The 25,781-nt window shown below is 68.5% G+C and carries 21 protein-coding genes; 16 read left to right on the top strand and 5 right to left on the bottom strand.

Annotation, left to right across the window (positions count from 1 at the left end; genetic code table 11):
* Window positions 1-65: 65 nt before the first annotated feature.
* The 13 genes from eccCb to glmM all read left to right on the top strand — a co-directional run bounded on the left by eccCb (window position 66) and on the right by glmM (window position 16,257).
* On the top strand, window positions 66-3,638 hold the full coding sequence (gene eccCb / locus ACZ5IQ_RS22905; protein ID WP_064859813.1) for a type VII secretion protein EccCb: 3,573 nt from the start codon (window positions 66-68) through the stop codon (window positions 3,636-3,638).
* Window positions 3,635-4,777, top strand: a complete 1,143-nt coding sequence (locus tag ACZ5IQ_RS22900) for a type VII secretion-associated protein (protein ID WP_064859814.1) — start codon at window positions 3,635-3,637, stop codon at window positions 4,775-4,777. Before eccCb ends, ACZ5IQ_RS22900 begins: the two co-directional genes overlap by 4 nt.
* A 73-nt stretch (window positions 4,778-4,850) precedes the next feature.
* On the top strand, window positions 4,851-5,174 hold the full coding sequence (locus ACZ5IQ_RS22895; protein ID WP_064859830.1) for a WXG100 family type VII secretion target: 324 nt from the start codon (window positions 4,851-4,853) through the stop codon (window positions 5,172-5,174).
* Between the two features lie 13 nt (window positions 5,175-5,187).
* Window positions 5,188-5,484 carry a WXG100 family type VII secretion target gene (locus tag ACZ5IQ_RS22890; protein WP_020101486.1) on the top strand — a complete coding sequence of 99 codons (297 nt, stop codon included), beginning with the start codon at window positions 5,188-5,190 and terminating at the stop codon, window positions 5,482-5,484.
* Between the two features lie 162 nt (window positions 5,485-5,646).
* Window positions 5,647-6,939 carry a GAF domain-containing protein gene (locus ACZ5IQ_RS22885; protein WP_020101487.1) on the top strand — a complete coding sequence of 431 codons (1,293 nt, stop codon included), beginning with the start codon at window positions 5,647-5,649 and terminating at the stop codon, window positions 6,937-6,939.
* A gap of 113 nt (window positions 6,940-7,052) precedes the next feature.
* Complete coding sequence (gene adh / locus ACZ5IQ_RS22880) at window positions 7,053-8,576, top strand: aldehyde dehydrogenase (RefSeq protein ID WP_293019358.1); 1,524 nt, start codon at window positions 7,053-7,055, stop codon at window positions 8,574-8,576.
* A 236-nt stretch (window positions 8,577-8,812) separates the two neighbouring features.
* Complete coding sequence (gene eat, locus ACZ5IQ_RS22875; protein WP_020101489.1) at window positions 8,813-10,258, top strand: ethanolamine permease; 1,446 nt, start codon at window positions 8,813-8,815, stop codon at window positions 10,256-10,258.
* Window positions 10,255-11,664: an ethanolamine ammonia-lyase subunit EutB gene (locus tag ACZ5IQ_RS22870; RefSeq protein WP_464480343.1), complete on the top strand. Its 1,410-nt coding sequence runs from the start codon at window positions 10,255-10,257 to the stop codon at window positions 11,662-11,664. Before eat ends, ACZ5IQ_RS22870 begins: the two co-directional genes overlap by 4 nt.
* Window positions 11,661-12,437 (top strand): ethanolamine ammonia-lyase subunit EutC, encoded by a 777-nt coding sequence (gene eutC, locus ACZ5IQ_RS22865; RefSeq protein WP_061007207.1) that lies wholly within the window; start codon window positions 11,661-11,663, stop codon window positions 12,435-12,437. The genes ACZ5IQ_RS22870 and eutC overlap by 4 nt, the downstream gene beginning before the upstream one ends.
* 15 nt (window positions 12,438-12,452) lie before the next feature.
* Window positions 12,453-13,727, top strand: coding sequence for an HAD family hydrolase (locus ACZ5IQ_RS22860; protein ID WP_464480342.1), 1,275 nt, complete (start codon window positions 12,453-12,455; stop codon window positions 13,725-13,727).
* Between the two features lie 198 nt (window positions 13,728-13,925).
* Window positions 13,926-14,369, top strand: a complete 444-nt coding sequence (gene rplM / locus ACZ5IQ_RS22855; RefSeq protein ID WP_061007206.1) for a 50S ribosomal protein L13 — start codon at window positions 13,926-13,928, stop codon at window positions 14,367-14,369.
* A 20-nt stretch (window positions 14,370-14,389) separates the two neighbouring features.
* Complete coding sequence (rpsI, locus tag ACZ5IQ_RS22850) at window positions 14,390-14,830, top strand: 30S ribosomal protein S9 (RefSeq protein ID WP_406803666.1); 441 nt, start codon at window positions 14,390-14,392, stop codon at window positions 14,828-14,830.
* Window positions 14,831-14,919: 89 nt separating this feature from the next.
* Window positions 14,920-16,257: a phosphoglucosamine mutase gene (gene glmM, locus ACZ5IQ_RS22845; protein WP_226519432.1), complete on the top strand. Its 1,338-nt coding sequence runs from the start codon at window positions 14,920-14,922 to the stop codon at window positions 16,255-16,257.
* 3 nt (window positions 16,258-16,260) lie between these two features.
* Here glmM and ACZ5IQ_RS22840 read toward each other — a convergent pair whose 3' ends face one another.
* Window positions 16,261-16,500, bottom strand: a complete 240-nt coding sequence (locus tag ACZ5IQ_RS22840) for a hypothetical protein (protein ID WP_464480341.1) — start codon at window positions 16,498-16,500, stop codon at window positions 16,261-16,263.
* A 27-nt stretch (window positions 16,501-16,527) separates the two neighbouring features.
* Window positions 16,528-17,925 carry an L-serine ammonia-lyase gene (locus ACZ5IQ_RS22835; RefSeq protein ID WP_464480340.1) on the bottom strand — a complete coding sequence of 466 codons (1,398 nt, stop codon included), beginning with the start codon at window positions 17,923-17,925 and terminating at the stop codon, window positions 16,528-16,530.
* 164 nt (window positions 17,926-18,089) lie between these two features.
* On the opposite strand from ACZ5IQ_RS22835, the gene ACZ5IQ_RS22830 reads away from it, so the two are divergent.
* Genes ACZ5IQ_RS22830 through ACZ5IQ_RS22820 form a run of 3 tightly spaced genes read left to right on the top strand, consistent with a single transcriptional unit; the run spans window position 18,090 to window position 21,898 of the window.
* Window positions 18,090-20,138, top strand: coding sequence for an oxidoreductase (locus tag ACZ5IQ_RS22830; RefSeq protein ID WP_464480339.1), 2,049 nt, complete (start codon window positions 18,090-18,092; stop codon window positions 20,136-20,138).
* A 45-nt stretch (window positions 20,139-20,183) separates the two neighbouring features.
* Window positions 20,184-21,269, top strand: coding sequence for an S-(hydroxymethyl)mycothiol dehydrogenase (locus tag ACZ5IQ_RS22825; protein ID WP_226519428.1), 1,086 nt, complete (start codon window positions 20,184-20,186; stop codon window positions 21,267-21,269).
* Window positions 21,266-21,898, top strand: a complete 633-nt coding sequence (locus ACZ5IQ_RS22820) for an MBL fold metallo-hydrolase (protein ID WP_212806880.1) — start codon at window positions 21,266-21,268, stop codon at window positions 21,896-21,898. The genes ACZ5IQ_RS22825 and ACZ5IQ_RS22820 overlap by 4 nt, the downstream gene beginning before the upstream one ends.
* A 181-nt stretch (window positions 21,899-22,079) precedes the next feature.
* Here the strand turns inward: ACZ5IQ_RS22820 and ACZ5IQ_RS22815 are convergent, their stop codons facing one another.
* Genes ACZ5IQ_RS22815 through ACZ5IQ_RS22805 form a run of 3 tightly spaced genes read right to left on the bottom strand, consistent with a single transcriptional unit; the run spans window position 22,080 to window position 25,781 of the window.
* A complete protein-coding gene (locus tag ACZ5IQ_RS22815; RefSeq protein ID WP_464480338.1) occupies window positions 22,080-22,664 on the bottom strand; it encodes a sarcosine oxidase subunit gamma in 585 nt (194 codons plus the stop codon).
* Window positions 22,657-25,506 carry a 2Fe-2S iron-sulfur cluster-binding protein gene (locus ACZ5IQ_RS22810; protein ID WP_464480337.1) on the bottom strand — a complete coding sequence of 950 codons (2,850 nt, stop codon included), beginning with the start codon at window positions 25,504-25,506 and terminating at the stop codon, window positions 22,657-22,659. The genes ACZ5IQ_RS22815 and ACZ5IQ_RS22810 overlap by 8 nt, the downstream gene beginning before the upstream one ends.
* Window positions 25,506-25,781: a sarcosine oxidase subunit delta gene (locus ACZ5IQ_RS22805; protein ID WP_212806877.1), complete on the bottom strand. Its 276-nt coding sequence runs from the start codon at window positions 25,779-25,781 to the stop codon at window positions 25,506-25,508. Before ACZ5IQ_RS22805 ends, ACZ5IQ_RS22810 begins: the two co-directional genes overlap by 1 nt.

Here is a 25,781-nt window from a genome sequence, read left to right as displayed (position 1 = left end):
TCGGGTCCCTACCCGACACGAAAATCGATGGAACCGAACGGTGTCGGGGTACGTCTGATAGTTCGATGGAATTCACCAGAGTCGCACGATCTCCCGTAGTCCCAGTGGATGCGGAAGACATCGAGGTCCGGACACCACCACAGGTGCCGCGATTGTCGTCGGGCAACGTCGTCACCCGAGTCGCACCCGTGCTCATGCTGTTGGCGATGGCCGGCATGATGGTGTTCTACTTCCGTTCGGGTTCGGCCACCGGCCGGAATCCGATGTTCCTACTGTTTCCGGCGATGATGGTGCTGTCGCTGGTCGGCAGCACTGTCCTCGGGTCGCGCGGTGCGCGCCGGGCAGGTGAGATCGACGCAGATCGGCGTGAGTACCTGGTGTATCTCGACGCGATCGGTGAGTGCGCGGAGCGAACCGCAGCCGAGCAGCATCGGGTACTACATCAGAACCACCCGCCGCCTGACACGCTGTGGACGCTCGCCGGCTCCGAACGGATGTGGCAACGCCGTTGGAACGACGACGATTTCACCGAAATCCGCGTCGGGATCGGGGAACGCCCACTCAACACCAGACTCGTTCCGGTACCCGCCACCGGCGACGGGACGACGGATCCGCTGACCGCCTCGGCACTCGATCGGCTGCTACGAACCGCCGCGACCGTGCCCGATGTCCCGGTGACGGTCGTCGTCAATCGGCTGCGGCGGATCGACGTCGGCGGCGATGATCCACGGGGACAGGCGCGCGCCATGGCGTGCCAGCTGGCTATGTGGCATGGACCCGACCAGCTGAAGATCGCCGCGGTCGCCGGATCGGCCGAGTGGGACTGGCTGAAATGGCTACCGCACCACTATCGCTCGGGCGTGCTCAGCGGGCAGCCGCTGCGGTTTACGGACCTCGGTGCCGTCACTGCCATCGCCGGGTGTCATCTGGTGGTGCTGGTCGACAGTCCGGCGGCCGCCGTCTTCGTGGACACCGACGCGGTGACACTGCTGGTGCTCGGCGCGCCGGGTACGGCGTCGACGCTTCCGCCCTGCTCGACCGCCGACGTGCTCACGGCCGCACAAGCAGAGACCTGCGGACGACGTGTGGCGCGCTACCGCCTGGCCGTCGGTGCGGACAACGCACGCCGACACCATGATCGGACGACGTTCGTCGGCGTGGACGTGGCGGGGGACGGGTGGCCGATTCGTCCGGCCCGGCATCGGCTGCGGGTGCCGATCGGTACCGACGACACCGGTGCGACGGTCGAGCTCGACCTCAAGGAACCGGCCGAGCACGGCATGGGTCCGCACGGCTTGTGCATCGGCGCAACAGGTTCCGGCAAATCCGAGTTCCTGCGCACCCTGACCCTGGGTCTGATCAGCACCCACTCGCCGGACGAGCTCAATCTGATCCTCGTCGACTTCAAAGGCGGTGCAACGTTTCTCGGCTTCGAACAGGCCAACCACGTCGCGGCCGTCATCACCAACTTGGCGCAGGAAGCACATCTGGTCGCCCGGATGCACGACGCCCTCGCCGGCGAGCTGACACGGCGCCAAGGACTGTTGCGGGCGGCCGGGAACCTGTCCGGAATCGGCGACCACCGGCGGGCACGCGCGGCGGGCGCCGACCTGCCACCGCTGCCTGCCCTGTTCATCGTGGTCGATGAGTTCTCCGAATTGCTCAGCCAGCATCCGGATTTCGCGGAGCTGTTCGTCGCCATCGGCCGCCTCGGTCGATCACTGGGCGTTCATCTCCTGCTGGCCAGCCAGCGTCTCGACGAGGGTCGCCTGCGCGGACTGGACACCCACCTCTCGTACCGGGTCTGCCTCAAGACGTTCTCGGCGGCGGAGTCGCGGGCCGTCATCGGGGTCACCGACGCACACGAGCTGCCCGGAACGCCGGGTGCGGGGTTGCTGCGCACCGCAGACGGAAAGCTGGTGCGATTTCACACTGCATTCGTCTCGGGGCCGGTCCCACAGAGCCACGACGAACGCCCGGTTCCGCGCCTGTTCACCGTCGAGGCCCCGGTGGTCACGCCTGACCCGCCGGCCGGGCCGACGCTGATGGACACGACCTTGCGCCGGCTGACCGGTCGCGGTGCGCGCGCTCATCCGGTCTGGCTGCCGCCCCTCACGAATTCGCCCGCGTTGTCCGAGCTGCTGGCGGCCGGCAGCGAAGGCGGTCCGCTGCGGGTCCCGATCGGATTAGTGGACAACCCGTTTCAGCAGCGCCGCGAGCCGCTCGTTGCCGACCTCAGTGGGTCCGGCGGGCACGTGGCCATCGTGGGCGGCCCGCGCTCGGGGAAATCCGTTGCGCTGCAGACGTTGCTACTGGGCCTCGCTGTGACCGCGCCTGCCGACGGCCTCAGCGTCTACGGCCTCGATCTGGGCGACGGTGCGCTGACGGCGTTGCGACAGCACCCGCACGTCGGCACCGTCGCCGGTCGGAACGAGCCGGAGTTATTGCGGCGCATCGTGTCCCAGCTGTTATCGGTGTGCCGCCGGCGCCAGGACTTTCGGCAGCAGCACGGGCCCGAGGCCCGTTTTCCGGACAATTACGGTGAGGTCGTCCTGGCGGTCGACGGCTGGGCCACGCTGCGTCGCGAATTCGACGCACTGGAGGACCCCATCACCGCGCTGTCGGCGCAAGGCCTGTCGGTCGGGGTCCACGTGGTCCTGACCGCGAATCGGTGGGCGGAACTGCGGCCGATGCTGAAAGACCACCTGGGCACCCGGATCGAATTGCGGCTGGGTGATCCGGCAGAGTCCGAGATGGACCGCCGCCGTGCCCATCTGCTGGCCACCTGTCCTCCTGGCCGGGGCCTCACCAAAGACGGTAAGGAGTTCGTGGTCGCGCGGCCGCAGCTCGACGTGACGCTCACCGATCAAGAGCCCGCGCCCCAGATCGAATTGTTGCCGCAGCGCGTCGATTACGCCGAGCTACCGGCCACCACGGAACGACCGCCGCGGTACGTCATCGGCGTCTCTGAAGAGGACCTGCAACCGTTCGCGCTGGACATGGGCGCCGATCCGTACCTGATCCTGTTGGGCGACACGGGCTGTGGCAAGACGTCGGCGCTGCGGACGCTGTGCCGCGCGATCACCGGACAGACCGATCCCGCTCGGGCGCAGCTGCTGATCGTCGACTACCGGCGGTCACTGTTGGGGGTGGTGGAACCGCCGTACCTGTGCGGCTACGCGATGTCGGCCGTGACGACCGCTGCCGAACTCGCCGCTGCGCTGACCCTGCTCACCGCGAGGCTGCCGGGACCCGGTGTCACGCAGCAGCAGTTGCGCGACCGCTCCTGGTGGTCCGGTCCCGAAATCCAGGTCGTGGTCGACGATTACGACCTGGTCGTGGGTGCCGCGGGGAATCCGCTGAACCCTTTGCTCGACCTGCTGCCGCACGCCTCGGACATCGGGCTCCACGTCGTGGTCGCCCGCCGCTCCGGCGGTGCCGCACGCGCCATGTTCGACCCGCTCCTGTCGCGCATGCGCGACCTGGGCGCGACGGGCATCATCATGAGCACCAGCCCGGATGAAGGGCCGCTGCTCGGCGCCGCGCGGCCGATGACGCTGCCTCCTGGCCGGGCCGTCGTCGTGCGCCGTGGCCAAACCGATCAGCTGGTCCAGATCGGCTGGACCGAACCACCGTGACAGTCGTGGTGGTGGGCCCGACGACCATCATCGGGCCGGCGGATATCGACGCTGACCTGGTCGCGTCGGCCCTGGAGTGCATCGACGAGCCGCTGGGTGTGCTCGATGCCACAGTCGTTCCCGCCGAACGCATCTGGCGCGATGCCATGACCGCGGCGACAGGTACCGCATCGGCCGTCACGGTGGTGTGCCCGACCTGGTGGTCGCCGTCGCGGATCGAGCGGGTTCGGGCCGCGGTCCCCAGCCGCGTTTCCCACGTTGTCATAGCGCGGAGAACCGACGCACTCCGGGCGGCCGGCGGTGAACCCGATTGCGCGGTCGTCGAACTGGGGGAGGAGCTCGTGACGATCTCCCGTCCGGGATCGGCCGCGTCGGTCGTACGACGCACCGACAGCGCCACCGCCGAGGCCGTCATCGCGCGCACCACGTGGGACACCCGGGTGGTGATCGATGCGCCCATCGGCGTCCCCGATGGCGCACCCCTGGCCGCCGAAATCCAAGCGCTGCTGCAGGATCAGGGTGTCCCGGCCGAGATTCTCAGCTGCGACGACCTGCGCACAGACGCCGACACGCACCCGCCACCGACCACGGCCCGACCACGTCTGGCGCGGGCACACATCGCGATCGGCTTCGCGGCGGCCGTCGCCGTCCTCGGTGCCGGGGGACTGGGCCTGTCCACCCGTGACGGCCCGGCGCCTGCGGTCGCCGCTGCCACCGACCCGGAATTTTCCTGGCTCGTGGAGGGCCGGGTGGCGGTACAGGTCCCGGCGCGCTGGACGGTTGATCGGGCGGTTGCCGGCGCGGGTTCGGCTCGGCTGCAGATCATTTCGCCCGATGACCGCGGGCAGATCATCCACCTCACCCAGTCGGTGGTGCCCCAGGAGCAGACGCTCGAGGTGGCGGCGCGGGCGCTGCGGGAGGCGTCGGCGAAGCTGCCCAGAGGGATCATCCTGGATTTCCAGGAGGCCGCGGTTAGTGCCGGACGCGCGGCCGTGCGGTATCGCGAGGTGCGCGGCGCGCGGACCGTCGACTGGTCGGTGCTGCTTGACGGCCCGGTCCGGATCGCCGTGGGGTGCCAGGGCGCAGCCGTCCAAGCGGCCTGCGACACCGCGATCCGCTCCGCGCGCCGGACCGATTGAAAAAACCTGGGCGGCAATGGAACCGAACGCCGTCGGCAAACGTCTGAACAATCAAACCAATGGAGAGGAAATCATGACAGCTCCGGAAAGTGGCGCTCTGACTACCGATTTCGATCTGATGACGGGCATCGCCGGCAAGGTCGAGGTCCGCAACGAGGAGATTCGGGCCATGCTCGGCAATTTCATCGGTCAGATGACCGCCATCCCGCCGACGGTATGGGGCGGCGCCGCGGCGACCAGATTCCAGGACGTGGTGAGCCGGTGGAACGGCGAATCGATGAAACTGCATGCGTCACTGCAACGTATCGCCGAGACCATCCGGGCCAACGCGGCGGTGCTGAGCCAGGCCGCTGACGACCATGCCCAGCGCATCGGCGCCACCGGCCACGCGATCTGACGGGACAAGGCATATGCAACCGGCACTGTCGTACCACTTCGGCGAGATCGAGTTCACCGTCCGCCAACAAATCCATGCCACCTCGGCACGGATGAACACGTCGCTGGAAGAGCTCCGGCACCTGGTCGCGCCACTGCAGCAGACCTGGACCCGGGAGGCGGCCGAGGCGTTCCAGGCCGAACAGGCCCGCTGGAACCAGTCGGCGGCCGCCCTCAACGACATCCTGCACAGCCTCGGCAACGCCGTCCGCGACGGCGCCGATGACATCGCCGCGACCGACCGGCGCGCGGCGGGCGACTGGGTCTTCTAGCCTCACCACAAGCCCTGTGTGGTCCCGCCCCCGGAGGAGAGCCGGGGGCGGGACCACACAGTCATGCCGCGCGCAGGGCCCAACTTGTGTCTTAGAACACCCAGGTCGACTACCCTGGCGGCCACGCAGGTGTGTATCCGACCTGCGAGGAGTGTGAGTGTCGTGGGAACCAGCCGCACCGAGGGGTCGCCGGCCGGCTCGACGCTGCGCGCGGTACACCAGCGGTTCGTCACCGGCGAGATCGACGCCCAGCACCTGGACCCCGCGGCCGTCCGTCCCGTCATCGCCGACAGCTGGCGCCGCAGCCTGGCCACGGGCGTGGACCCCGACCTCGGCGGTGCGCAGTTCACGCCCGTCGTGCCCAAGACCCTGGACCAGCTGCGCGCCGAACAACCCATCGCGGCCGCCTTGCCGGTGATCCGGAAACTGCTGGTCGAGGACGCCAAGGACAGCGGTGTCATGGTGGCGGTGGCCGCCGCCGACGGCACCCTGCTGTGGGTCGAGGGCGACAAGACGGCCCTGAGCCGGGGCGAGGCCATGAACTTCGTGGCCGGCGCCAACTGGAGCGAGCGCAGCGCCGGCACCAACGCTCCGGGCACCGCGCTGGCGCTGGACCGGGAACTGCAAATCCACGGCTCGGAACACTTCGCCCGCCTGGTGCAGCCCTGGACCTGCACGGCGGTGCCGGTGCACGACCCGACGACGGGCGAGCTCATCGGCTGCGTCGACCTCACCGGTGACAGCCAGATTGCCTCGGCCCAGACCCTGGGCCTGGTGCGCGCGACGGTGATGGCCATCGAGAACCACCTGGCGCTGCAGCGGCTGCTGCAGCCCACGCCGAGTCCGGTGACCATGGCTCGCCTGACGGTGCTGGGCGGTGACCGTCCGCGCTGGGTCGCCACCGGCGACGACGGACAACCGCGCCAGCACACCCTGAGCGGCCGGCACGCCGACATCCTGGTTCTGCTGAGCCGTCATCCCGAGGGTCTGAGCGCCGACCATCTCGCAATGTTGTTGGACGACAACGATCTTGACTCGGTCACCATCCGCGTCGAGATGTCCCGCCTGCGCCGGGTCATCGGCGCCCAGTACGTGGCGTCGCGGCCCTACCGGCTGCTCACCCCGATCGACAGTGACGTCGCCGATGTCTTCGCCGCGCTGCACCGCGGTGATGTCGACGCCGCGCTGTCCCACTACTCGGGTGCGCTGCTGCCGCAGTCGGTGTCGCCGGCGATCGCCCGGTTGCGCACCGAGCTGGGGGAGAGCCTGCGGACCGCGGTGCTGTCGGCGTCCGCGGCCGGACATGTTGGCCTGTTGCGCCGGTGGCTGGCGCTGCCCGACGGCCGCGACGACCGGCACGGCTGGCAGTTACTGCGCAACCACCCGTCGGCGGACGCGGTGGTGCGGGCGCAGGCGGTCGGGCACCTGGCGGGATTGGACGCCGACCTCGGCTGACGGGCTCCGGTTCCATCGCGTTCAACGATGCAACTGTGTTGCAACCCACTTCTGCGTACCGTTAGTGACCAGCAGCACATCTGTGTTTTGTCACCCACTGGAGGAGTGAACCCATGACTGTTTACGCGCGTCCCGGTGCCGAGGGTTCGGTGATGACCTACCCGGCCCGCTACGACAACTTCATCGGCGGCGAGTGGGTGGCACCCGCTGCCGGTCGCTACTTCGAGAACCGTACCCCGGTCACGGGTGAGGTGTTCATCGAGATTGCCCGCTCGGACGAATCCGACATCGAGAAGGCGCTGGACGCCGCGCACGCCGCCGCGCCGGCCTGGGGCAAGACCTCGCCGGCCGCCCGCGCCCGGGTGCTCAACCTCATCGCCGACCGCATGGAGCAGAACCTCGAGGCCATCGCCGTCGCCGAGTCCTGGGACAACGGCAAGCCGGTCCGCGAGACCCTGAACGCCGACATCCCGTTGGCCGTCGATCACTTCCGCTACTTCGCGGGCGTGCTGCGGGCCCAGGAAGGCTCGATCTCCGAGATCGACGACGACACCGTCGCCTACCACTTCCACGAGCCGCTCGGCGTCGTCGGCCAGATCATCCCGTGGAACTTCCCGATCCTGATGGCCGTCTGGAAGCTGGCCCCCGCGCTGGCCGCCGGCAACGCGATCGTGCTCAAGCCCGCCGAGCAGACCCCGGCGTCGATCATGTTCCTGTTCTCGCTCATCGGCGACCTGCTGCCGCCGGGTGTTGTCAACGTGGTCAACGGCTTCGGCGTCGAGGCCGGCAAGCCGCTGGCGTCGAGCAACCGCATCGCCAAGATCGCCTTCACCGGCGAGACCACCACGGGCCGGCTGATCATGCAGTACGCCAGCCAGAACCTGATCCCGGTCACCCTGGAGCTGGGCGGCAAGAGCCCCAACATCTTCTTCAGCGACATCATGGCCGCCGAGGACGACTTCCAGGACAAGGCGCTGGAAGGCTTCACGATGTTCGCGCTGAACCAGGGCGAGGTCTGCACCTGCCCGTCGCGCAGCCTGATCCAGGCAGACATCTTCGACGAGTTCCTGGCGCTGGCCGCCATCCGCACCAAGGCCGTCCGCCAGGGCGACCCGCTGGACACCGAGACCATGATCGGCGCGCAGGCCTCCAACGACCAGCTCGAGAAGATCCTGTCCTACATCGAGATCGGCAAATCCGAAGGCGCGCAGCTGATCACCGGTGGTGAGCGGGCCGAGCTCGGCGGCGACCTCAACGGCGGCTACTACGTGACGCCGACGGTGTTCTCCGGCCACAACGGCATGCGGATCTTCCAGGAGGAGATTTTCGGTCCGGTGCTGTCGGTGACGTCGTTCAAGGACTACGACGACGCCATCTCGATCGCCAACAACACCCTGTACGGCCTCGGCGCCGGCGTGTGGTCGCGCAACGGCAACGTCGCCTACCGGGCGGGCCGCGACATCAAGGCCGGCCGCGTGTGGACCAACTGCTACCACATGTACCCCGCGCACGCCGCGTTCGGCGGTTACAAGCAGTCCGGAATCGGCCGCGAGAACCACAAGATGATGCTGGACCACTACCAGCAGACGAAGAACCTGCTCGTCTCGTACTCGACGAAGGCCCAGGGGTTCTTCTGACGAGCGCTCGCGCGAGGAAACGAGCACTCTGATGAGCGAGCGCGCAAGGAAACGAAGCGCGTAGCTCCCACGAACCGCGAGCGCCCGCGTACCCCCCGAATGCGCGGGCGCTCGCTTCCTTTCTCGGTCGACGCTTTCCAAAAGCGTTCGGCGACACAATGATCAAGGCCGGCACCAGAAGACTCCTGGGGGGCAGGCCAATTCGGCATCCGCCATCCCTCTTTCAGGAGTTCGCAGTGTCCATCACCAACCCACCCAGTGAGCACTCCGCTCGCGGTGTCGAAGAGCACGTCGAGAGCAACGAATACCTCGCGAAACGTCAGCTGAAGAAGGGCACGGCCGGCTGGCTGCTGCTCGCCGGACTCGGCGTCAGCTACGTGGTGTCCGGGGACTACTCCGGCTGGAATTTCGGTCTGGCACACGGTGGTTTCGGTGGCCTCGCCATCGCCGCCGTGATCATCGCCGGCATGTACCTGGCCCTGGTGCTGGGCATGGCCGAGCTGTCCTCGGCGCTGCCGGCCGCCGGCGGCGGTTACACCTTCGCCCGTCGTGCCCTGGGCCCGTGGGGCGGTTTCGCCACCGGCACCGCGATCCTCATCGAGTACTCGATCGCCCCCGCCGCCATCGCGACGTTCATCGGCGCCTACGTGGAATCGTTGGGGCTCTTCGGGATTCACAACGGCTGGTGGGTGTATCTGGCGGCCTACGCGTTCTTCATCGGCATCCACCTGTCCGGTGTCGGTGAGGCGCTCAAGGTGATGTTCGTGATCACCGCCATCGCGCTGCTGGGCCTGGTGATCTTCGCGGTCTGTGCCATCGGGCAGTTCGACGTCTCCAACCTGACCACCATTGCGGTCGACGTCAACGCGGCCGGGGCTTCGGCGATCCTGCCGCACGGCTACCTCGGCATCTGGGCCGCCATCCCGTTCGCCATCTGGTTCTTCCTGGCGATCGAAGGCGTGCCGCTGGCCGCCGAGGAAACCGCGAACCCGGAGAAGAACGTGCCGCGCGGCATCATCGCGGCGATGACGGTACTGCTGGTCACCTGCGCCGTCGTGCTGGTGCTCACCACGGGTGTCGGTGGCGCGCAACAGATGTCGGCCTCGGGCAACCCGCTCGTCGAGGCGCTCGGTTCGGGCGTCGGCGCCAAGCTGGTCAACTACATCGGCCTGGCCGGACTGATCGCGAGCTTCTTCTCGATCATCTACGCCTACTCGCGTCAGCTCTTCGCCCTGTCCCGGGCGGGCTACCTGCCGACCCAGCTGTCGGTGACCAACTCCCGCAAGGCGCCGACACTGGCGCTCATCGTCCCCGGCGTCATCGGCTTCCTGCTGTCGCTGACCGGCAAGGGCGACCTGCTGCTGAACATGGCGGTCTTCGGTGCGGCCGTGAGCTACGTCCTGATGATGGTCAGCCACATCGTGCTGCGCCGCCGCGAGCCGAACATGCCGCGGCCGTACCGCACCCCGGGCGGCATCGCCACCACCGGCTTCGCGCTCGTCATCGCCGTCGTCGCGGTCATCGCCACCTTCCTGGTCGACCCCAAGGCCGTGGGCCTGTGCCTGCTGGTGTTCTGCGCCTTCATGCTCTACTTCGCGGTCTACAGCCGGCACCATTTGGTGGCAAACTCTCCTGATGAAGAGTTCGCGATGCTCGCAGAAGCCGAGGACGAGCTGAAATGAAGTACCACCAGCGGATTTCGGGGGTGAACCACACCTTCGACGGGCTTGTGGATTTGATGGCCAAGGCCACGCCGCTGCGCTCCGGTGATGAACTCGCCGGGTGCGCGGCCCACAACGACGCCGAGCGGGCTGCCGCGGCGTGGGCACTGGCCGACCTTCCGCTGGACACCTTCCTCAATGAAGCGGTGGTGCCGTACGAGACCGACGAGGTCACCCGCCTCATCATCGATTCCCATGACCAGCAAGCGTTTTCGGAAATCTCCCACCTGACGGTGGGAGATTTCCGGGACTGGCTGCTGGACGCGGTGGCCGGCGACGACGCCGCCGCCAAGATCGCGGCCGTCGCCCCCGGCATCACGCCGGAGATGGCGGCAGCGGTCTCCAAGATCATGCGGAACCAGGACCTGATCGCCGTCACCGCGGCCACCCAGGTGCACGCGGCCTTCCGCAGCACCATCGGGTTGCCGGGCACCCTGGCCACCCGGCTGCAGCCCAACCACCCGACCGACGATCCGCGCGGCATCGCCGCCGCCGTGCTCGACGGACTGCTGATGGGGTGCGGCGACGCCGTCATCGGCATCAACCCGGCCACCGACTCGCCGCAGGCCACCGCCGACCTGCTGCACCTGCTCGACAACATTCGCAGCCGCTACGACATCCCGGCGCAGTCGTGCGTGCTGTCGCACATCACCACCACGATCGGCCTCATCGAGGCCGGCGCCCCGGTGGACCTGGTGTTCCAGTCGGTGGCGGGCACCGAAGGCGCCAACAAGGCCTTCGGTGTCGACATGGCGCTGCTGCGCGAAGGCAACGAGGCCGGCCGGTCCCTGAACCGCGGCACCGTCGGCAACAACGTCATGTACCTGGAAACCGGTCAGGGCTCGGCGCTCAGCTCGGGCGCCCACCTCGGTACCGGCGGCCGGCCCGTCGACCAGCAGACGCTCGAAACCCGGGCCTACGGTGTCGCCCGCGCCCTGGACCCGCTGCTGGTCAACACCGTCGTCGGCTTCATCGGTCCGGAGTACCTGTACGACGGCCGGCAGATCATCCGGGCCGGGCTCGAGGACCACTTCTGCGGCAAGCTGCTCGGCCTGCCGATGGGCGTCGACGTCTGCTACACCAACCACGCCGAAGCCGACCAGAACGACATGGACACCCTGCTCACGCTGCTGGCCGCGGCGGGTTGTGCGTTCGTCATCACGGTGCCAGGCGCCGACGACGTCATGCTCGGCTACCAGAGCCTGTCGTTCCACGACGTCGTGGCGGTCCGCCGGACACTCGGTTTGAAGCCGGCTCCGGAGTTCGACGCCTGGCTCAAGAAGGTCGGTATGACCGACGATTCCGGCAAGCTGACCAAGTTCGATCTGCAGCGCTCGGCGCTGCGGGCGCTCACCGCGGCGGGATGACGATGACCGAAGATCTCGCAATCCAGGAGTTCTGGGACGAGCTCCGCAAGACCACGCAGGCCCGCATCGGACTGGGCCGCGCCGGTAACGCGTTGCCCACCCGCGAGGTCCTCGAACTTTCCGCGGCCCACGCCGCCGCCCGCGACGCCGTGCACGAGCCGCTCGACGTCGAGGCCCTCGCGGCCCGGGTCCGGGAGATCGGGATCGGCGAACCGGCGGTGGTGCGCAGCCAGGCCGAGTCCCGTAGCGAGTACCTGCGCCGTCCCGATCTTGGCCGGCTGCCGGCCACGCCCATGGACGTCCCGGAAACCCCGGCCGACATCGGCTTCGTGCTGGCCGACGGGCTCTCGCCCTACGCCCTGGCCAAGCATGGTCCGGCGCTGCTCGCCGAGCTCGTGGCGCGGCTGGGCGACCAGTACACGCTGGCGCCGCCGGTGATCGCCACGCAGGCCCGCGTGGCGCTCGGCGACCACGTCGGCGCGGCGGCGAAAGTGCGCACGCTGCTGGTGATCATCGGGGAGCGGCCGGGCCTGTCGGTGGCCGACAGCCTGGGCATCTACCTGACGCATCTGCCGATGCCGGGGCGTACCGACGCAGACCGCAACTGCATCTCTAACATCCACCCGCCCGAGGGGCTCGGCTACGCCGAGGCCGCGACGGTCGCGGCGGGGTTGGTGTCGGGTGCCCGCGCGCTGGGCCGGTCCGGCGTCGACCTCAAGGACACCTCCCGCGACACCTCCCTGGAAGCGCCCAGCGCCGCCGAGCTCACCTGACCACACAGGAGAAAAGTGCCCCGCATCAACCGACTGGCCTCCGCCGCTGCGCTGGTCGGCCTCCTCGCCATGTCCGGCTGCAGCAGCCACGACAGCACTCCGGCAGCGCAGTCGCCCGCCACCAGCACGGCGTCGTGCCGGACGCTGGCGCAGAACTCCGCCTGGTACGGCGACAACCGGGACCGGATCGACGCCATGCTCGCCAAGCTGGGCACGTGCGGCGCCGCCGGTTCGGTGACGAAGGGTGCGCCGCTGGCGTTGTTCGACTGGGACAACACCATCGTCAAGAACGACATCGGCGACGCCACGTTCTTCTGGATGGTGCGCAACGGCAAGCTCCGAGCACCGGCCGACGGCAACTGGGCGTCCACCAGCACGTTCCTGACGCCGCCGGCCGTCACGGCCCTGAGTCGGGCCTGCGCCGCGGCCAAGCCGGGCCAGCCGATGCCCACGGACACCGACACCGCCTGCGCCGACGAACTCGTGTCGGTCTACACCGATGCCAAGACCAAGGCCGGGGAGCCCGCCTTCGCCGGGTTCAACGCCCGTCGCATGGAACCGGCGTACGCCTGGGCCGCGCAGATGCAGGCCGGCTGGCGCGAAGCCGAGGTGGTCGAGTTCGCGAAGACCGCCCGCAAGGAGAACCTCGACGCCCCGGCGGGCACCGAGCAGAAGGTCGGCAGCAGCACGCAGACCGGCTGGGTCCGCTACTACCCGCAGATGCGCGATCTCGTGGAAACCCTGCACGCCAACGGTTTCGACGTACGGATCATCTCGGCGTCGGCCGAACCGGTGGCGCGGGTATGGGCGGAAGAACTCGACATCCCGGCCGACCACGTCATGGGCGTGCGGACCGAACACGACGGCGATGTCCTGACGTCGCGCCCGGTGCCGTGCGGCGGCGAGCCCGCCATCACGTACATCGAGGGCAAGCGCTGCCGCGTCAACGAAGAGGTGTTCGGCGTGACCGGCCCCGCCGCGTTCACCCAACAGCCCGAGCCCAAGCGCGCGGCCTTCGCCGCCGGGGACTCCGACACCGACGTCACGTTCCTCACCGACGCCACCGCGCTGCGGCTGGTGCTCAACCGCAACAAGACCGAGCTGATGTGCACGGCCTACGACAACGCGGGCGGCAACTGGCTGGTGAACCCGATGTTCATCGATCCCAAGAAGCAGGCCGAACCGTACGCCTGCGCGACCAAGGGATACATCGAGCCGACGGGCGCCAAGGCGCCGTTGCACCGGCCGGACGGCAGCGTCGTGCCCGACCAGCAGGACCGGGTGTACTGACCTGAGGTCGCCGTTCGAGGCGCTCACCCGCGTTTTGACCTGCGGTGACGCACCCGGGTAAGCTCCCACGTTGGTGCGCTGCAGGCCGTCAGGCCAATGCTTCCCGGGTCACCGTCGGTCGCCGGGAATTCGCAGGTCGCGTACTTGACCGGCACCCGGATAGCACCGGGACTCAACCCGAGAAGAAGAGGTATAGCTGTGCCTACATTCACGCCGAAGGCGGGTGACACCACGCGTCAGTGGTACGTCATCGACGCCCAAGACGTGGTGCTCGGCCGGCTCGCCGTTGCAGCAGCCAACCTGCTGCGCGGCAAGCACAAGCCGACGTTCACGCCCAACTCCGATGAGGGTGACTTCGTCATCATCATCAACGCCGAGAAGATTGCCCTGTCGGGCAAGAAGCTCACCGACAAGTTTGCTTACCGTCACTCGGGTTTCCCGGGCGGTCTGAGCAAGCGCTCCATCGGCGAACAGCTGGTGAAGCACCCGACCCGCACCGTTGAGAACGCGATCGTCGGCATGCTCCCGCACAACAAGCTGTCGCGCCAGGTGCAGAAGAAGCTGAAGGTGTACGCGGGTCCTGATCATCCGCACGCCGCGCAGCAGCCGATTCCTTACGAGATCAAGCAGGTGGCCCAGTGACTGAAGTCGACGTGACTGAAGTGACCGAGTTCGAGGTGGCCGAAGAGTCGGCACCGCGCGAGCCCGTGTACATCGACCGTCCGATCCAGACCGTTGGCCGCCGCAAGGAAGCCGTCGTCCGCGTTCGTCTGGTGCCCGGCACCGGCAAGTTCAACCTGGACGGCCGCAGCCTGGAGGACTACTTCCCGAACAAGGTGCACCAGCAGCTGATCAAGGCCCCGCTGGTGACCGTCGACCGCGTCGACACGGTGGACATCTACGCCCACCTCGACGGTGGTGGCCCCTCGGGTCAGGCCGGCGCGCTGCGTCTGGCCATCGCCCGTGCGCTGATCCTGGTTCAGCCCGAGGATCGTCCGGCACTCAAGAAGGCCGGGTTCCTGACCCGTGACCCGCGTGCCATCGAGCGCAAGAAGTACGGCCTCAAGAAGGCCCGCAAGGCGCCTCAGTACAGCAAGCGCTGATCGTTTCTGCTCGTGGGCGGGCGTGTCGCAGTCTGGACACGCCCGCCTTCGGCGTTTCATGGGGTCATCTGAAGGACGAAAGAAGGTTCATGAGTCGGCTGTTCGGCACCGATGGCGTCCGTGGCGTCGCAAACCGTGATCTGACCGCGGAGTTGGCGTTGGCGCTGGGTTCAGCCGCCGCCCGCCGCCTCTGCTCGACCTCTGGCGCCGGTCGCTGCGTCGCGGTCGTCGGACGAGATCCCCGGGCCAGTGGCGAGATGCTGGAGGCCGCGGTCATCGCCGGCATCACGAGCGAGGGCGTCGACGTGCTGCGGGTCGGCGTGCTGCCGACCCCCGCGGTGGCGTACCTGACTGCCTCGTATGACGCGCAGCTCGGCGTGATGATCTCCGCCTCGCACAATCCCATGCCGGACAACGGCATCAAGATTTTCGGTACCGGCGGGCACAAGCTCGACGACGACACCGAGGACCGCATCGCCGAACTGGTCGCCGCCGGTCCGGGTACCCGGCCGACGGGCGCCGGCATCGGCCGCGTGCTCGAGGCCGCAGACGCCCTGGACCGCTACCTCACCCACGCCGCCAAGGCCGCCGTCGCGCCGCTGGCCGGGCTGACGGTCGTCGTCGACTGCGCGAACGGCGCCGCCTCGACGGCCGCCCCGCAGGCATATCGAGCGGCCGGCGCGACCGTCATCGCGATCAACGCCGAGCCGACGGGCCTCAACATCAACGACGGCTGCGGCTCCACCCACATGGCGCAGCTGCAGCAGGCCGTCATCGACCACGGCGCCGACCTGGGCCTGGCCCACGACGGCGACGCCGACCGCTGTCTGGCCGTCGACGCGTCGGGCGCCCTCGTCGACGGTGACGCGATCATGGTGGTGCTGGCGCTGGCCATGCGCGACGCCGGCGAGCTGGTCTCGAACACCTTGGTGGCGACCGTGATGAGCAACCTCGGCCTGCACCTGGCGATGCGGGAGGCCGGCATCGAGGTGCGCACGACGGGTGTGGGGGACCGGTACGTGCTCGAAGAGCTGCGCGCGGGACGGTTCTCGCTGGGCGGTGAGCAGTCCGGCCATATCGTGATGCCCGAGCTGGGCACCACCGGCGACGGCATCGTCACCGGACTGCGGCTCATGTCGCGCATGGCGCAGACCGGGTCGAACCTGGCGCAGCTGTGTGCGCCCATGAAGACGTTGCCGCAGGTGCTGATCAACGTCGAGGTGGCCGACAAGGCCACGGTCGCGCAGGCGCCGGCGGTGCAGACCGCGGTCGCCGAAGCCGAGGCCGAACTCGGTGACACCGGCCGAATCCTGTTGCGCCCCTCCGGAACCGAACAGGTGGTCCGGGTCATGGTGGAGGCCCCAGATGAAATCACGGCGAGGACCGTCGCGTTCCGCGTCGCCGAATCCGTCAGCGAGCAGCCCTAGCGACTACCCGGTGCGCGGCATGTGGTCGCGATAGTCGGCGGCCTGGTGGACGAGCGTCAGATCGGCGTCGTCGAGCGGGAACTGGTGTGCGCGGACCGCGTCCAGGACGGCGTCGAAGCGGCGCATCACCCGGGGTGTGGTGATCCCGAACTGCGCGAGGGACGCGTCGTTGGATGGTTCCGCACCCGGCGCGCAGCGCAGCACGAAGGTGAGGATGCCGCGGTCGTACCAATCAAGGTGCATCGTTGTCTCCTTCTCCTGCAGCAACATTCAGCATTCGACGTAGTTCACCGGCACGTTGACCGCGAGGCCGCCCATCGAGGTCTCCTTGTATTTGGAGTGCATGTCGGCGCCGGTGGTCCGCATGGTCTCGATGACCTGATCCAGCGAGACGTAGTGGGCCCCGTCGCCCCGTAGTGCCATGCGCGCCGCGTTGATTGCCTTGCCCGCCGAGATGGCGTTGCGCTCGATGCACGGGACCTGCACGAGCCCCTGGATGGGGTCGCAGGTGAGTCCGAGGCTGTGCTCCATCGCGATCTCGGCGGCGTTCTCGACCTGTTCCGGTGTGCCGCCGAGGATTTCGGCGAGCGCGCCGGCAGCCATCGACGCCGCCGACCCGACCTCGCCCTGGCAGCCGACCTCCGCGCCGGAGATGGACGCGCGCTCCTTGTAGAGCGAACCGATGGCTCCCGCCGTGAGCAGGAAACGCACTGCGGTGCCGTCGGGATCCTGACGGCCGGCCCGGGTGTAGTGCACGGCGTAGTGCATCACCGCGGGCACGATGCCGGCGGCGCCGTTGGTGGGCGCGGTGACGACCCGGCCGCCGGACGCGTTCTCCTCGTTGACGGCCAGCGCGACGAGATTGACCCAGTCCTCGGCGAATTCGGGCTGTTTGTTCCAGTCCTCGGCGTTGAGCCGCTCGAACCAGTCCCGGGCGCGGCGGCGCACGCGCATGGGCCCGGGGAGGTAGCCGTCGCGCGCGATGCCACGCACTTCGCACTCGACCATCACGTCGCGGATGTGCAGCAGCCGGGAGCGGACCTCGTCGGCGGTGCGCGTCTCGCATTCGACGGCGAGCATGAGATCGCTGATGCGGCAATCGCGTTGGCGGCAGAGCTCCAGCAATTCCTTCGCGGAGTGGAACGACAGCGCATGCGTCGTGGCGGCCTCGGTGACGGGCTCCAGACTTTCGGCCTCGGTGACGACGAACCCGCCGCCGATGGAGAAGTAGGTCTGCACGTGCAGCTCGGCGCCGTGCGCGTCGAGTGCGGTGAGCGTCATGCCGTTTGGGTGGAACGGCAGGACGGTCAACGGGCGCAGGACCATGTCGGCCTCGGTGAGCGCGATCGGGCGCAGGCCGCCCAGCATGATGTGGCCGCTGGCCCGCATCTCCTCGACGCGCCGTTCCATGACGTCGGTCCGGATGTCTTCGGGGCGGTTGCCCTCGAGTCCGAGCAGGATGGCCGTCATGGTGCCGTGGCCGGCGCCGGTGGCGGCCAGCGAGCCGTAGAGATCGACGCGGACTGCCGCGACCCCGGTGGCACCGCCGAAGGCGTCGAGGGTGTGCAGATCGTCGATGAATCGGGCGGCGGCCCGCATCGGTCCGACGGTGTGTGAGCTCGACGGACCGATGCCGACGGAGAAGAGGTCGAACACGCTGATGGTCACCTGAAGCTCCCCTTTCGAAGTCCGTAGACGGGCTGATAGACGAGTGATATATTAGTTACGCCACATACGGTAGATCAGCATTTGTACCTGGTCAAGCGGTACTTATGGGGTCGTAAACGGTGTGTGAACCACGTCCGAACCATCGGAAAGAAACGGACTCGCCCATGGCGCATCAGCTCATCGATCCGCTCCTGCAGCCCTTCCGGCTGAAGAACATGACCCTGCGCAATCGCGTGGTGAGCACATCGCACGAGCCGTCCTACACCGAAGATGGCATGCCCAAGCGCCGCTACCGGCTGTACCACGAGGAGAAGGCCAAGGGCGGCATCTCGCTGACCATGATGGGCGGCTCCGCGGTCGTCGCGCCCGACAGCCCCTCTGCCTTCGGCAATCTGCACGTCTACAAGGACGAGATCGTGCCCTGGCTCAGCGAGCTGGCCTACGGCGTCCACGAACACGGCGCCGCCGTCATGTGCCAGATCACGCACCTGGGCCGGCGCACCAGCAACTACGACGGCGACTGGCTGCCTGTGGTGTACCCGTCGGCCATCCGCGAACCCGCCCACAGGTCCTTCCCCAAGGTGGCCGAGGAGTGGGACATGGACCGCATCGTCAAGGCCTACGCCGACGCCACCGCGCGGTGCCGCGCGGCCGGCCTGGACGGCATCGAACTCGAGGCCTACACCCATCTGCTCGACGCTTTCTGGTCGCCGCTGACCAACCACCGCGACGACGAGTACGGCATGGGCAGCATGGAAGATCGACTTCGTTTCCCGCTCAGGGTGATTCGCGCGGTCCGCGAGGCCGCCGGACCGGACTTCGCGGTCGGCATCCGGATGTCACTCGACGAGGACCTGCCCGGCGGGCTGCAGTACGCGGACGGCATCGAGATCGCCAAGCGCCTGGTACCCGAGGGCATCGACTTCATCAGCGTGATCAAGGGCTACATGGCCAGTGACGAGGCGCTGTCGCGCGTCATCCCGCCGATGGGGACCCCGGTCGCGCCGCACCTGTCGTTCGCCGGGCAGGTCAAGAAGGAACTCGGCATCCCGGTCATGCATGCCTCCCGGATCAACGATGTCGCCACCGCCCGGCACGCGATCCGCGACGGTCTGCTCGACCTCGTCGGCATGACGCGTGCGCACATCGCCGACCCGCACATCGTCGCGAAAATCCAAGCCGGCGAGGAGGATCGGATTCGCCCCTGTGTCGGCGCGACCTACTGCCTCGACGAGATTTACCAGAACCGCGACGCCAAGTGCGTGCACAACCCGTCCACCGGCCGCGAAGACCGGCTGCCGCACCGCATCGACAAGGCGACCGGGCCGGCGCGGACGGCGGTCGTCATCGGCGCCGGACCGGCCGGTCTGGAAGCCGCCCGCGTGCTTAGCGAGCGCGGTCACCGCGTCGTGGTCTTCGAGGCCTCCGACCTGCCCGGCGGGCAGGTGCGGATCGCGTCGTCGTCACCGCGCCGGCGCGATCTGATCAGCATCATCGAGTGGCGGCTGGACGAATGCAAGCTGCTCGGCGTCGACATCCGCACCAATCGCTACGTCGACGTCGACGAGGTGCTGGCCGAGAACCCCGACCTCGTCGTCGTCGCGACCGGCGGCGTGCCGAACACCGAATTCCTCACCGAGGGCGCCAATCTCGTCACTGATGGCTGGGACGTGCTGTGCGGCGCGGTGCATCCGCGCGGTGAGGTCATGCTGTACGACGACAACGGCGGCCATCCCGGATTGGACGCCGCCGAGGTGCTGGCCCGGACCGGCGTCGACCTCGAGTTCGTCACCCCCGAGCGGACATTGGCGCCCGACGTCGGCGGCGTGAACTACCCCGGCTACTTCAAGGTGTTCGCCGAGCACGACGTGCGCGTCACGCTCAACGAGCGCCTGACCGGGGTGCGCCGCAAGGACGGTCGGCTCGAGGTGGACCTCTACAACGAATATGCGCACGCCACCCGGCAGCGCATGGTCGACCACGTCGTCGTCGAACACGGCACGCTGCCGTCCGACGAGTTGTACTTCGGCCTGATCCCCGGTTCCACCAACCTCGGCGAAGTCGACCAGCAGGCGCTGCTCAACCTGCAGCCGCAGAACGTCGTGCGCAACGCCGACGGCGGCTACCAGCTGTTCCGCATCGGTGACGCCGTCGCCAGTCGCAACATCCACGCCGCGATCTACGACGCCTTCCGGCTCTGCCTCGTTCTCTGATCACCACCATCCCCTGAACGTCCCTGACAAACAAGGAGTATCGCTATGCCGCAACAAGTTCGAGGTGTCATTGCCCGCGCCAAGGGGGCCCCGGTCGAGGTCACCACCATCGTGATCCCGGACCCCGGCCCAGGCGAGGTGGTGGTGAACATCCAGGCGTGCGGCGTCTGCCACACGGACCTGACCTATCGCGAGGGCGGCATCAACGACGAGTACCCGTTCCTGCTCGGCCATGAGGCCGCCGGCATCGTCGAAGAGGTCGGCCCGGGCGTCGAATCGGTGGCGGTCGGCGACTTCGTGATCCTCAACTGGCGTGCGGTGTGCGGCCAGTGCCGGGCGTGCAAGCGCGGCCGTCCGCAGTACTGCTTCGACACGTTCAACGCCACCCAGAAGATGACGCTGGAGGACGGCACCGAGCTGACCCCGGCGCTGGGCATCGGGGCGTTCGCCGACAAGACGCTGGTCCACGCGGGGCAGTGCACCAAGGTCGACGCCAATGCCGACCCGGCCGTGGTCGGCCTGCTGGGCTGCGGCGTGATGGCCGGCCTCGGCGCGGCCGTCAACACCGGCAACGTATCGCGCGGCGACTCGGTGGCCGTGATCGGCTGCGGTGGCGTCGGCGACGCCGCCATCATGGGCTCCCGGCTCGCCGGCGCGGGCAAGATCATCGCGGTCGACCGGGATCCGCGAAAGCTGGAGTGGGCCAAGGAACTCGGTGCCACCCACACCATCAACGCCGCCGAAGTGGACACCGTCGAGGCGGTGCAGGAGCTCACCGGCGGGTTCGGTGCCGACGTCGTGATCGACGCCGTCGGTCGCCCGGAAACCTGGAAGCAGGCGTTCTACGCCCGTGACCTCGCCGGCACCGTCGTCCTCGTCGGCGTGCCCACCCCGGACATGACGCTGGAGATGCCGCTGGTCGACTTCTTCTCCCGCGGCGGATCGCTGAAGTCCTCCTGGTACGGCGACTGCCTGCCCGAGCGCGACTTCCCGATGCTGGTCGACCTCTACCAGCAGGGCCGAATCCCGTTGGAGCGCTTCGTCTCCGAGCGGATCAAACTCGACGAGGTCGAGGACGCCTTCCACACCATGCACGCCGGCAACGTGCTGCGTTCGGTGGTCGTGCTGTGAGTGGGCAGCTCCGCATCGACCGCGTCGTCACCTCCGGGACCTTCAGCCTCGACGGCGGGACGTGGGACGTCGACAACAATGTGTGGGTGATCGGCGATGACTCGGAGGTCGTCATCGTCGACGCCGCCCACACCGCGCCCCAGATCGTCGACGCCGTCGCCGGCCGCAACGTGGTGGCGGTCGTCGTCACGCACGGGCACAACGACCACGTGACGGTGGCCCCGGAGCTCGCGTACGAGCTGCACGCGCCGATCCTGCTGCATCCCGGCGACGACATGCTCTGGCAGACAAGCCATCCCGACGAGAAGTACTGGAATCTCGACGCCGGTCAGCGAATCGGTGTCGCGGGCACCGAGATCGAGGTCATCCACACGCCCGGGCACTCGCCGGGGTCGGTGTGCCTGTACCTGCCGGAGGCCGGTGCGCTGTTCTCCGGGGACACCCTGTTCAACGGCGGGCCCGGGGCGACGGGGCGGTCCTACAGCGACTTCCCGACGATCATCGACTCCATCCGGGATTCGATCCTGACGCTGCCGGAGGAGACCCGGGTACACACCGGCCACGGCGACCACACCACGGTCGGTGCCGAGGCCCCACACCTGGCGGAGTGGATCGCGCGCGGCCACTGACTTTTGGCGCCGAAAATGAGCTTGTGTTCGAAGAATTCCAGAATCTTCGAACACAAGCTCATTTTCGATGCGGCGTCGACGTTTGTCGCCCGTCGCGCAGGCTCAGCGACAGCCCCCGCCGACAAATACGCCGAAAGTGAGCTTGTGATCGAGCACAAGCCCACTTTCGGCGTTCTGCCCCTTACTCGAATTCCTCCACCGCATCGATCAACCAGTCGGCGAGGTAGCCGGCGAACGACGAGCGGACGATGATCCGGTAGTCGGTGCCCTTGTCGTCCAACGGAATCAGCACGACGGCGGCCAGCGCCAGCATCGTCTGAGCCGCGGCGCCTGGGCCGAACACCCGCGGGTGCAGGTCCAGTGAGCAGCCCTTGGCCAGCACATCGCGGGCGTGCGCCCCACGCAGCCGCACGATGGTGCGCTGCGCCGACACATCGACGGCAGCACCGCCGGCCGCGGCGACCGCGTCGTGCAGCTCCGCCTCGAGTGCCTCACCGCCGCGCTGCGTCGACGTCACCAGCCACTCCTGCGGACCGAACCAGATCACCGACGAATCGGGACCGGTGACGCACGTGCCCGGTGTGGTCGGCAACGCGGCCAGGCCGAGGAGTTGGGCAGCTTCGGCGCCGCCGGCTCCTTCTGGGTCGACCCACAGATCGACCATCGTGGTGAACGGCTCCTCGGTGAGGAGTGCTGCCGGTGCGGTCGCCGCGAACTGGGCGGCCCAGCTCTGCAACGGGCTACGGCGAGTGAGGGTTTCAGCCATCGCGGCGTGCTCCTTCGGGATCGACGAGGACGGAACCGGTGACCTCGACGGTCACCAGGGCACCGTCCACGGGGACGGTGAGGGTGTCTCCGATGCGGGCGTGGCCGCCCTTGACCAGCGCCAGGGCGAACGGGCGCCCGAGCTCGGCACTGCGGTAGCTCGACGTGACATGGCCGAGCATGGGAACCGGTGGCGGCGGCAACGTGCCGTCGGCCGGGGTCTCGATGATCTGGGCGCCTTCGGGCAGCACCGTCCGCGCATCGACCGGCAGCAGTCCGACGAACTGCTTGCGCAGCGGATTGAGGTTCTCGGCGCGCGTGAACGAGCGCTTGCCGACGAAGTCGGGCTTCTTCTTCGAGACCACCCAGTTCATCCCGAGGTCCTGCGGCGTGACGGTGCCGTCGGTGTCCTGCCCGATGATCGGGTAGCCCTTCTCGGCGCGCAGCACGTGCATGGTCTCGGTGCCGTACGGCGTGATGCCGAAGGGTGCGCCGGCCTCGATCAGCCTCTCCCACACCGCCGTTGCGTACCAGCCCATGACGTTGACCTCGTACGCCAGCTCGCCGGAGAAGCTGACCCGGCCGATCCGGACGTGCACGCCGTCGAGCTGGGTGTCGCGCCAGGCCATGAACGGGAACGCCTCGTTGCTGACGTCGACGCCCGGGAACACCGCGCCGATGACGTCCCGCGAGCGCGGGCCGACCACCGGGAAGGTGTGCCACTGCTCGGTGACGGAGGTGAGGCGCACCCGCAGGTGCGGCCACTCGGTTTGCAGCCATTCCTCCATCCAGTCCAGGATGCGGGCCGCGCCACCTGTGGTCGTGAACACCTGGAAGCGGTCGTCGGCCAGGCGCATGACGGTGCCGTCGTCGATCACCATGCCGTCGACGCCGCACATCACGCCGTACCGCAGCATGCCGACCTTGAGCGTGCTCATCAGGTTCGTGTAGAGCAGGTCGAGGAAGGCGCCGGCATCGGGACCCTGGACGTCGATCTTGCCCAGCGTCGAGCCGTCGAGGATGCCGACACCCGTTCGGGCAGCGGCGCATTCGCGCAGCACCGCGGTCTCCATGTCTTCACCGGGCAGCGGGTAGTAACGCGGACGCTTCCACTGGCCGACGTCCTCGAACACCGCGCCGCGGGCGACGTGCCAATCATGCACCGCGGTAACACGTTCCGGATCGAACATCCGGCCACGGCTGCGACCGGCCAGCGCCGCGAACGCGACCGGCGTGTACGGCGGCCGGAAGGTGGTGACGCCGAGATCGGCGACGGGGACACCGAGCAGTTCGGCGGTGATGCCCGAGGCGACGACGCCAGAGGTCTTACCCTGGTCGTGCGCGGTGCCGATGGTGGTGTAGCGCTTGATGTGTTCCATCGAGCGCATGCCCGCGCCGACCGCGCGAACGAGGTCCGCCACCGTCGCGTCGCGCTGGACGTCGACGAACTGCGTTGTGCCGTCGGCGTCGGGAACGCGCCACAGTACAGCGGGTGCGCCCGCGGCCCGGATCGAATCCGATTCTCCGGCAAGTGGTTCGGAGGCTGCTGTGAACCCGAGGCCGGCGAGGGCGCGGGTGGCGGCGGCGCGACCGTCGCGCAGGCAACCGGGCAGGCTGAACGTGCCTGCGGCCGAGCCGGCGACACTCACTTCATCGAGTTCGGCACCCGGAACGAACGCGCCGAGGGCGGCGTCGTACCGGAGGGGCCCGCGCACCTGACTGAACAGGTGGACTGCGGGATTCCAGCCGCCGCTGACCAGCAGCACGTCACACGCCAGTTCGTCGAATGTGCCGTCCGTACCGGTGACGATGGCGGCGCTGACCCGGTTCTCACCGCGGCTGCCACTGACGACCGATCCGGTGCGCAGTTCGATGCCACGGGAATCGCACGCCGCGCGCAGATTCGTGGCGACCGCGTCCCGGGCGTCGACGATCGCGGTGATCGCCACTCCGGCGTCGTGCAGGTCCAGCGCGGCCTGGTAGGCGCTGTCGTTGGTGGTGAACACGACGGCCCGCTCGCCGACCTTGACGCCGTACCGGTGCAGGAAGGTGCGGGCGCCGGCGGCCAGCATGATGCCGGGGCGGTCGTTGTCGGTGAACACCACCGGCCGCTCGTGGGCGCCGGCGGCGACGATGACGTGCCGGGCCCGGATCCGCCAGACCCGCTGCCGGCTCACCGCTGCCGGAGCAGCGGCGCCGAGGTGATCGGTACGCCGTTGCAGCGCAAGGACGAAGCCGTCGTCGTAGTGGCCGAATCCCGTGGTGCGCTGCAGGTGCAGCACGTCGGGGTAGGTCGCGAGTTCGGCGACCGCGTCGGCAACCCACTGCAGTGCCGGGCGGCCGGCGATGGTGTCGGTGCTGCCCAACAGGGCGCCACCGGCCTCGTTCTGTTCGTCGATCAGCACGACACGGGCACCGGCGCGGGCAGCCGTCAGCGCGGCTGCGAGGCCGGCCGGGCCGGCCCCGGCGACCAGGACGTCGGCGTGCACGTGGGTCGAGTCGTAGCGCGCGGGGTCGGCGACGTCCGCGAGCCGGCCCTGTCCCGGGAGGCCGCGTGCGACGAGTCCGTCGTACAGCTCGACGGTGGTGGCGAGCAGCATGGGCTCGGGGAAGGGGTATTCGATCTGGACGAGGCCGCCGGTGTCCTCGGCCCACGCCGAGGTGAAGCCGCGGGGACGGCCCATCTTGATGCTCGAGGTGACGTGATGTACGCCGTTCGCCAGCAGCGCCGACGCGAGGGTGTCACCGGCGTGGCCGGTGTACTCCCGGTCGTTGAAAGTGAAGGTGTGCACCGTATCCCGGTCGATACGGCCGCCGGTTTCGGTGCGCAGTGCGGTGCTCATCAGATTGTCGGCCTCTGCTCGTCGAGTCGGTAGACACGGTCGAATCGGTAGGTTGCGGTGTCGCGGATGGCGTTGAACCAGCGGCGGCAGCCGGCGCTGTGGGTCCAGCGTTCGGCGAACAGCCCCTTGGGGTTGGCGCGGAAGAACACGTAGTGCGCCCACTGTTCGTCGGTCAGTGCCTGCGGGTCCTCGGGGTAGGCGACGTGCGCCTGACCGCCGTAGTGGAATTCGGTTTCCTCACGTGGCCCGCACCACGGGCAGTCGATGAGTTGCAT

The organism is Mycobacterium toneyamaense (genome assembly GCF_055384815.1).
Note: the sequence above shows the minus strand (reverse complement) of the source record. Positions and strands in the feature narration are given on the sequence as shown.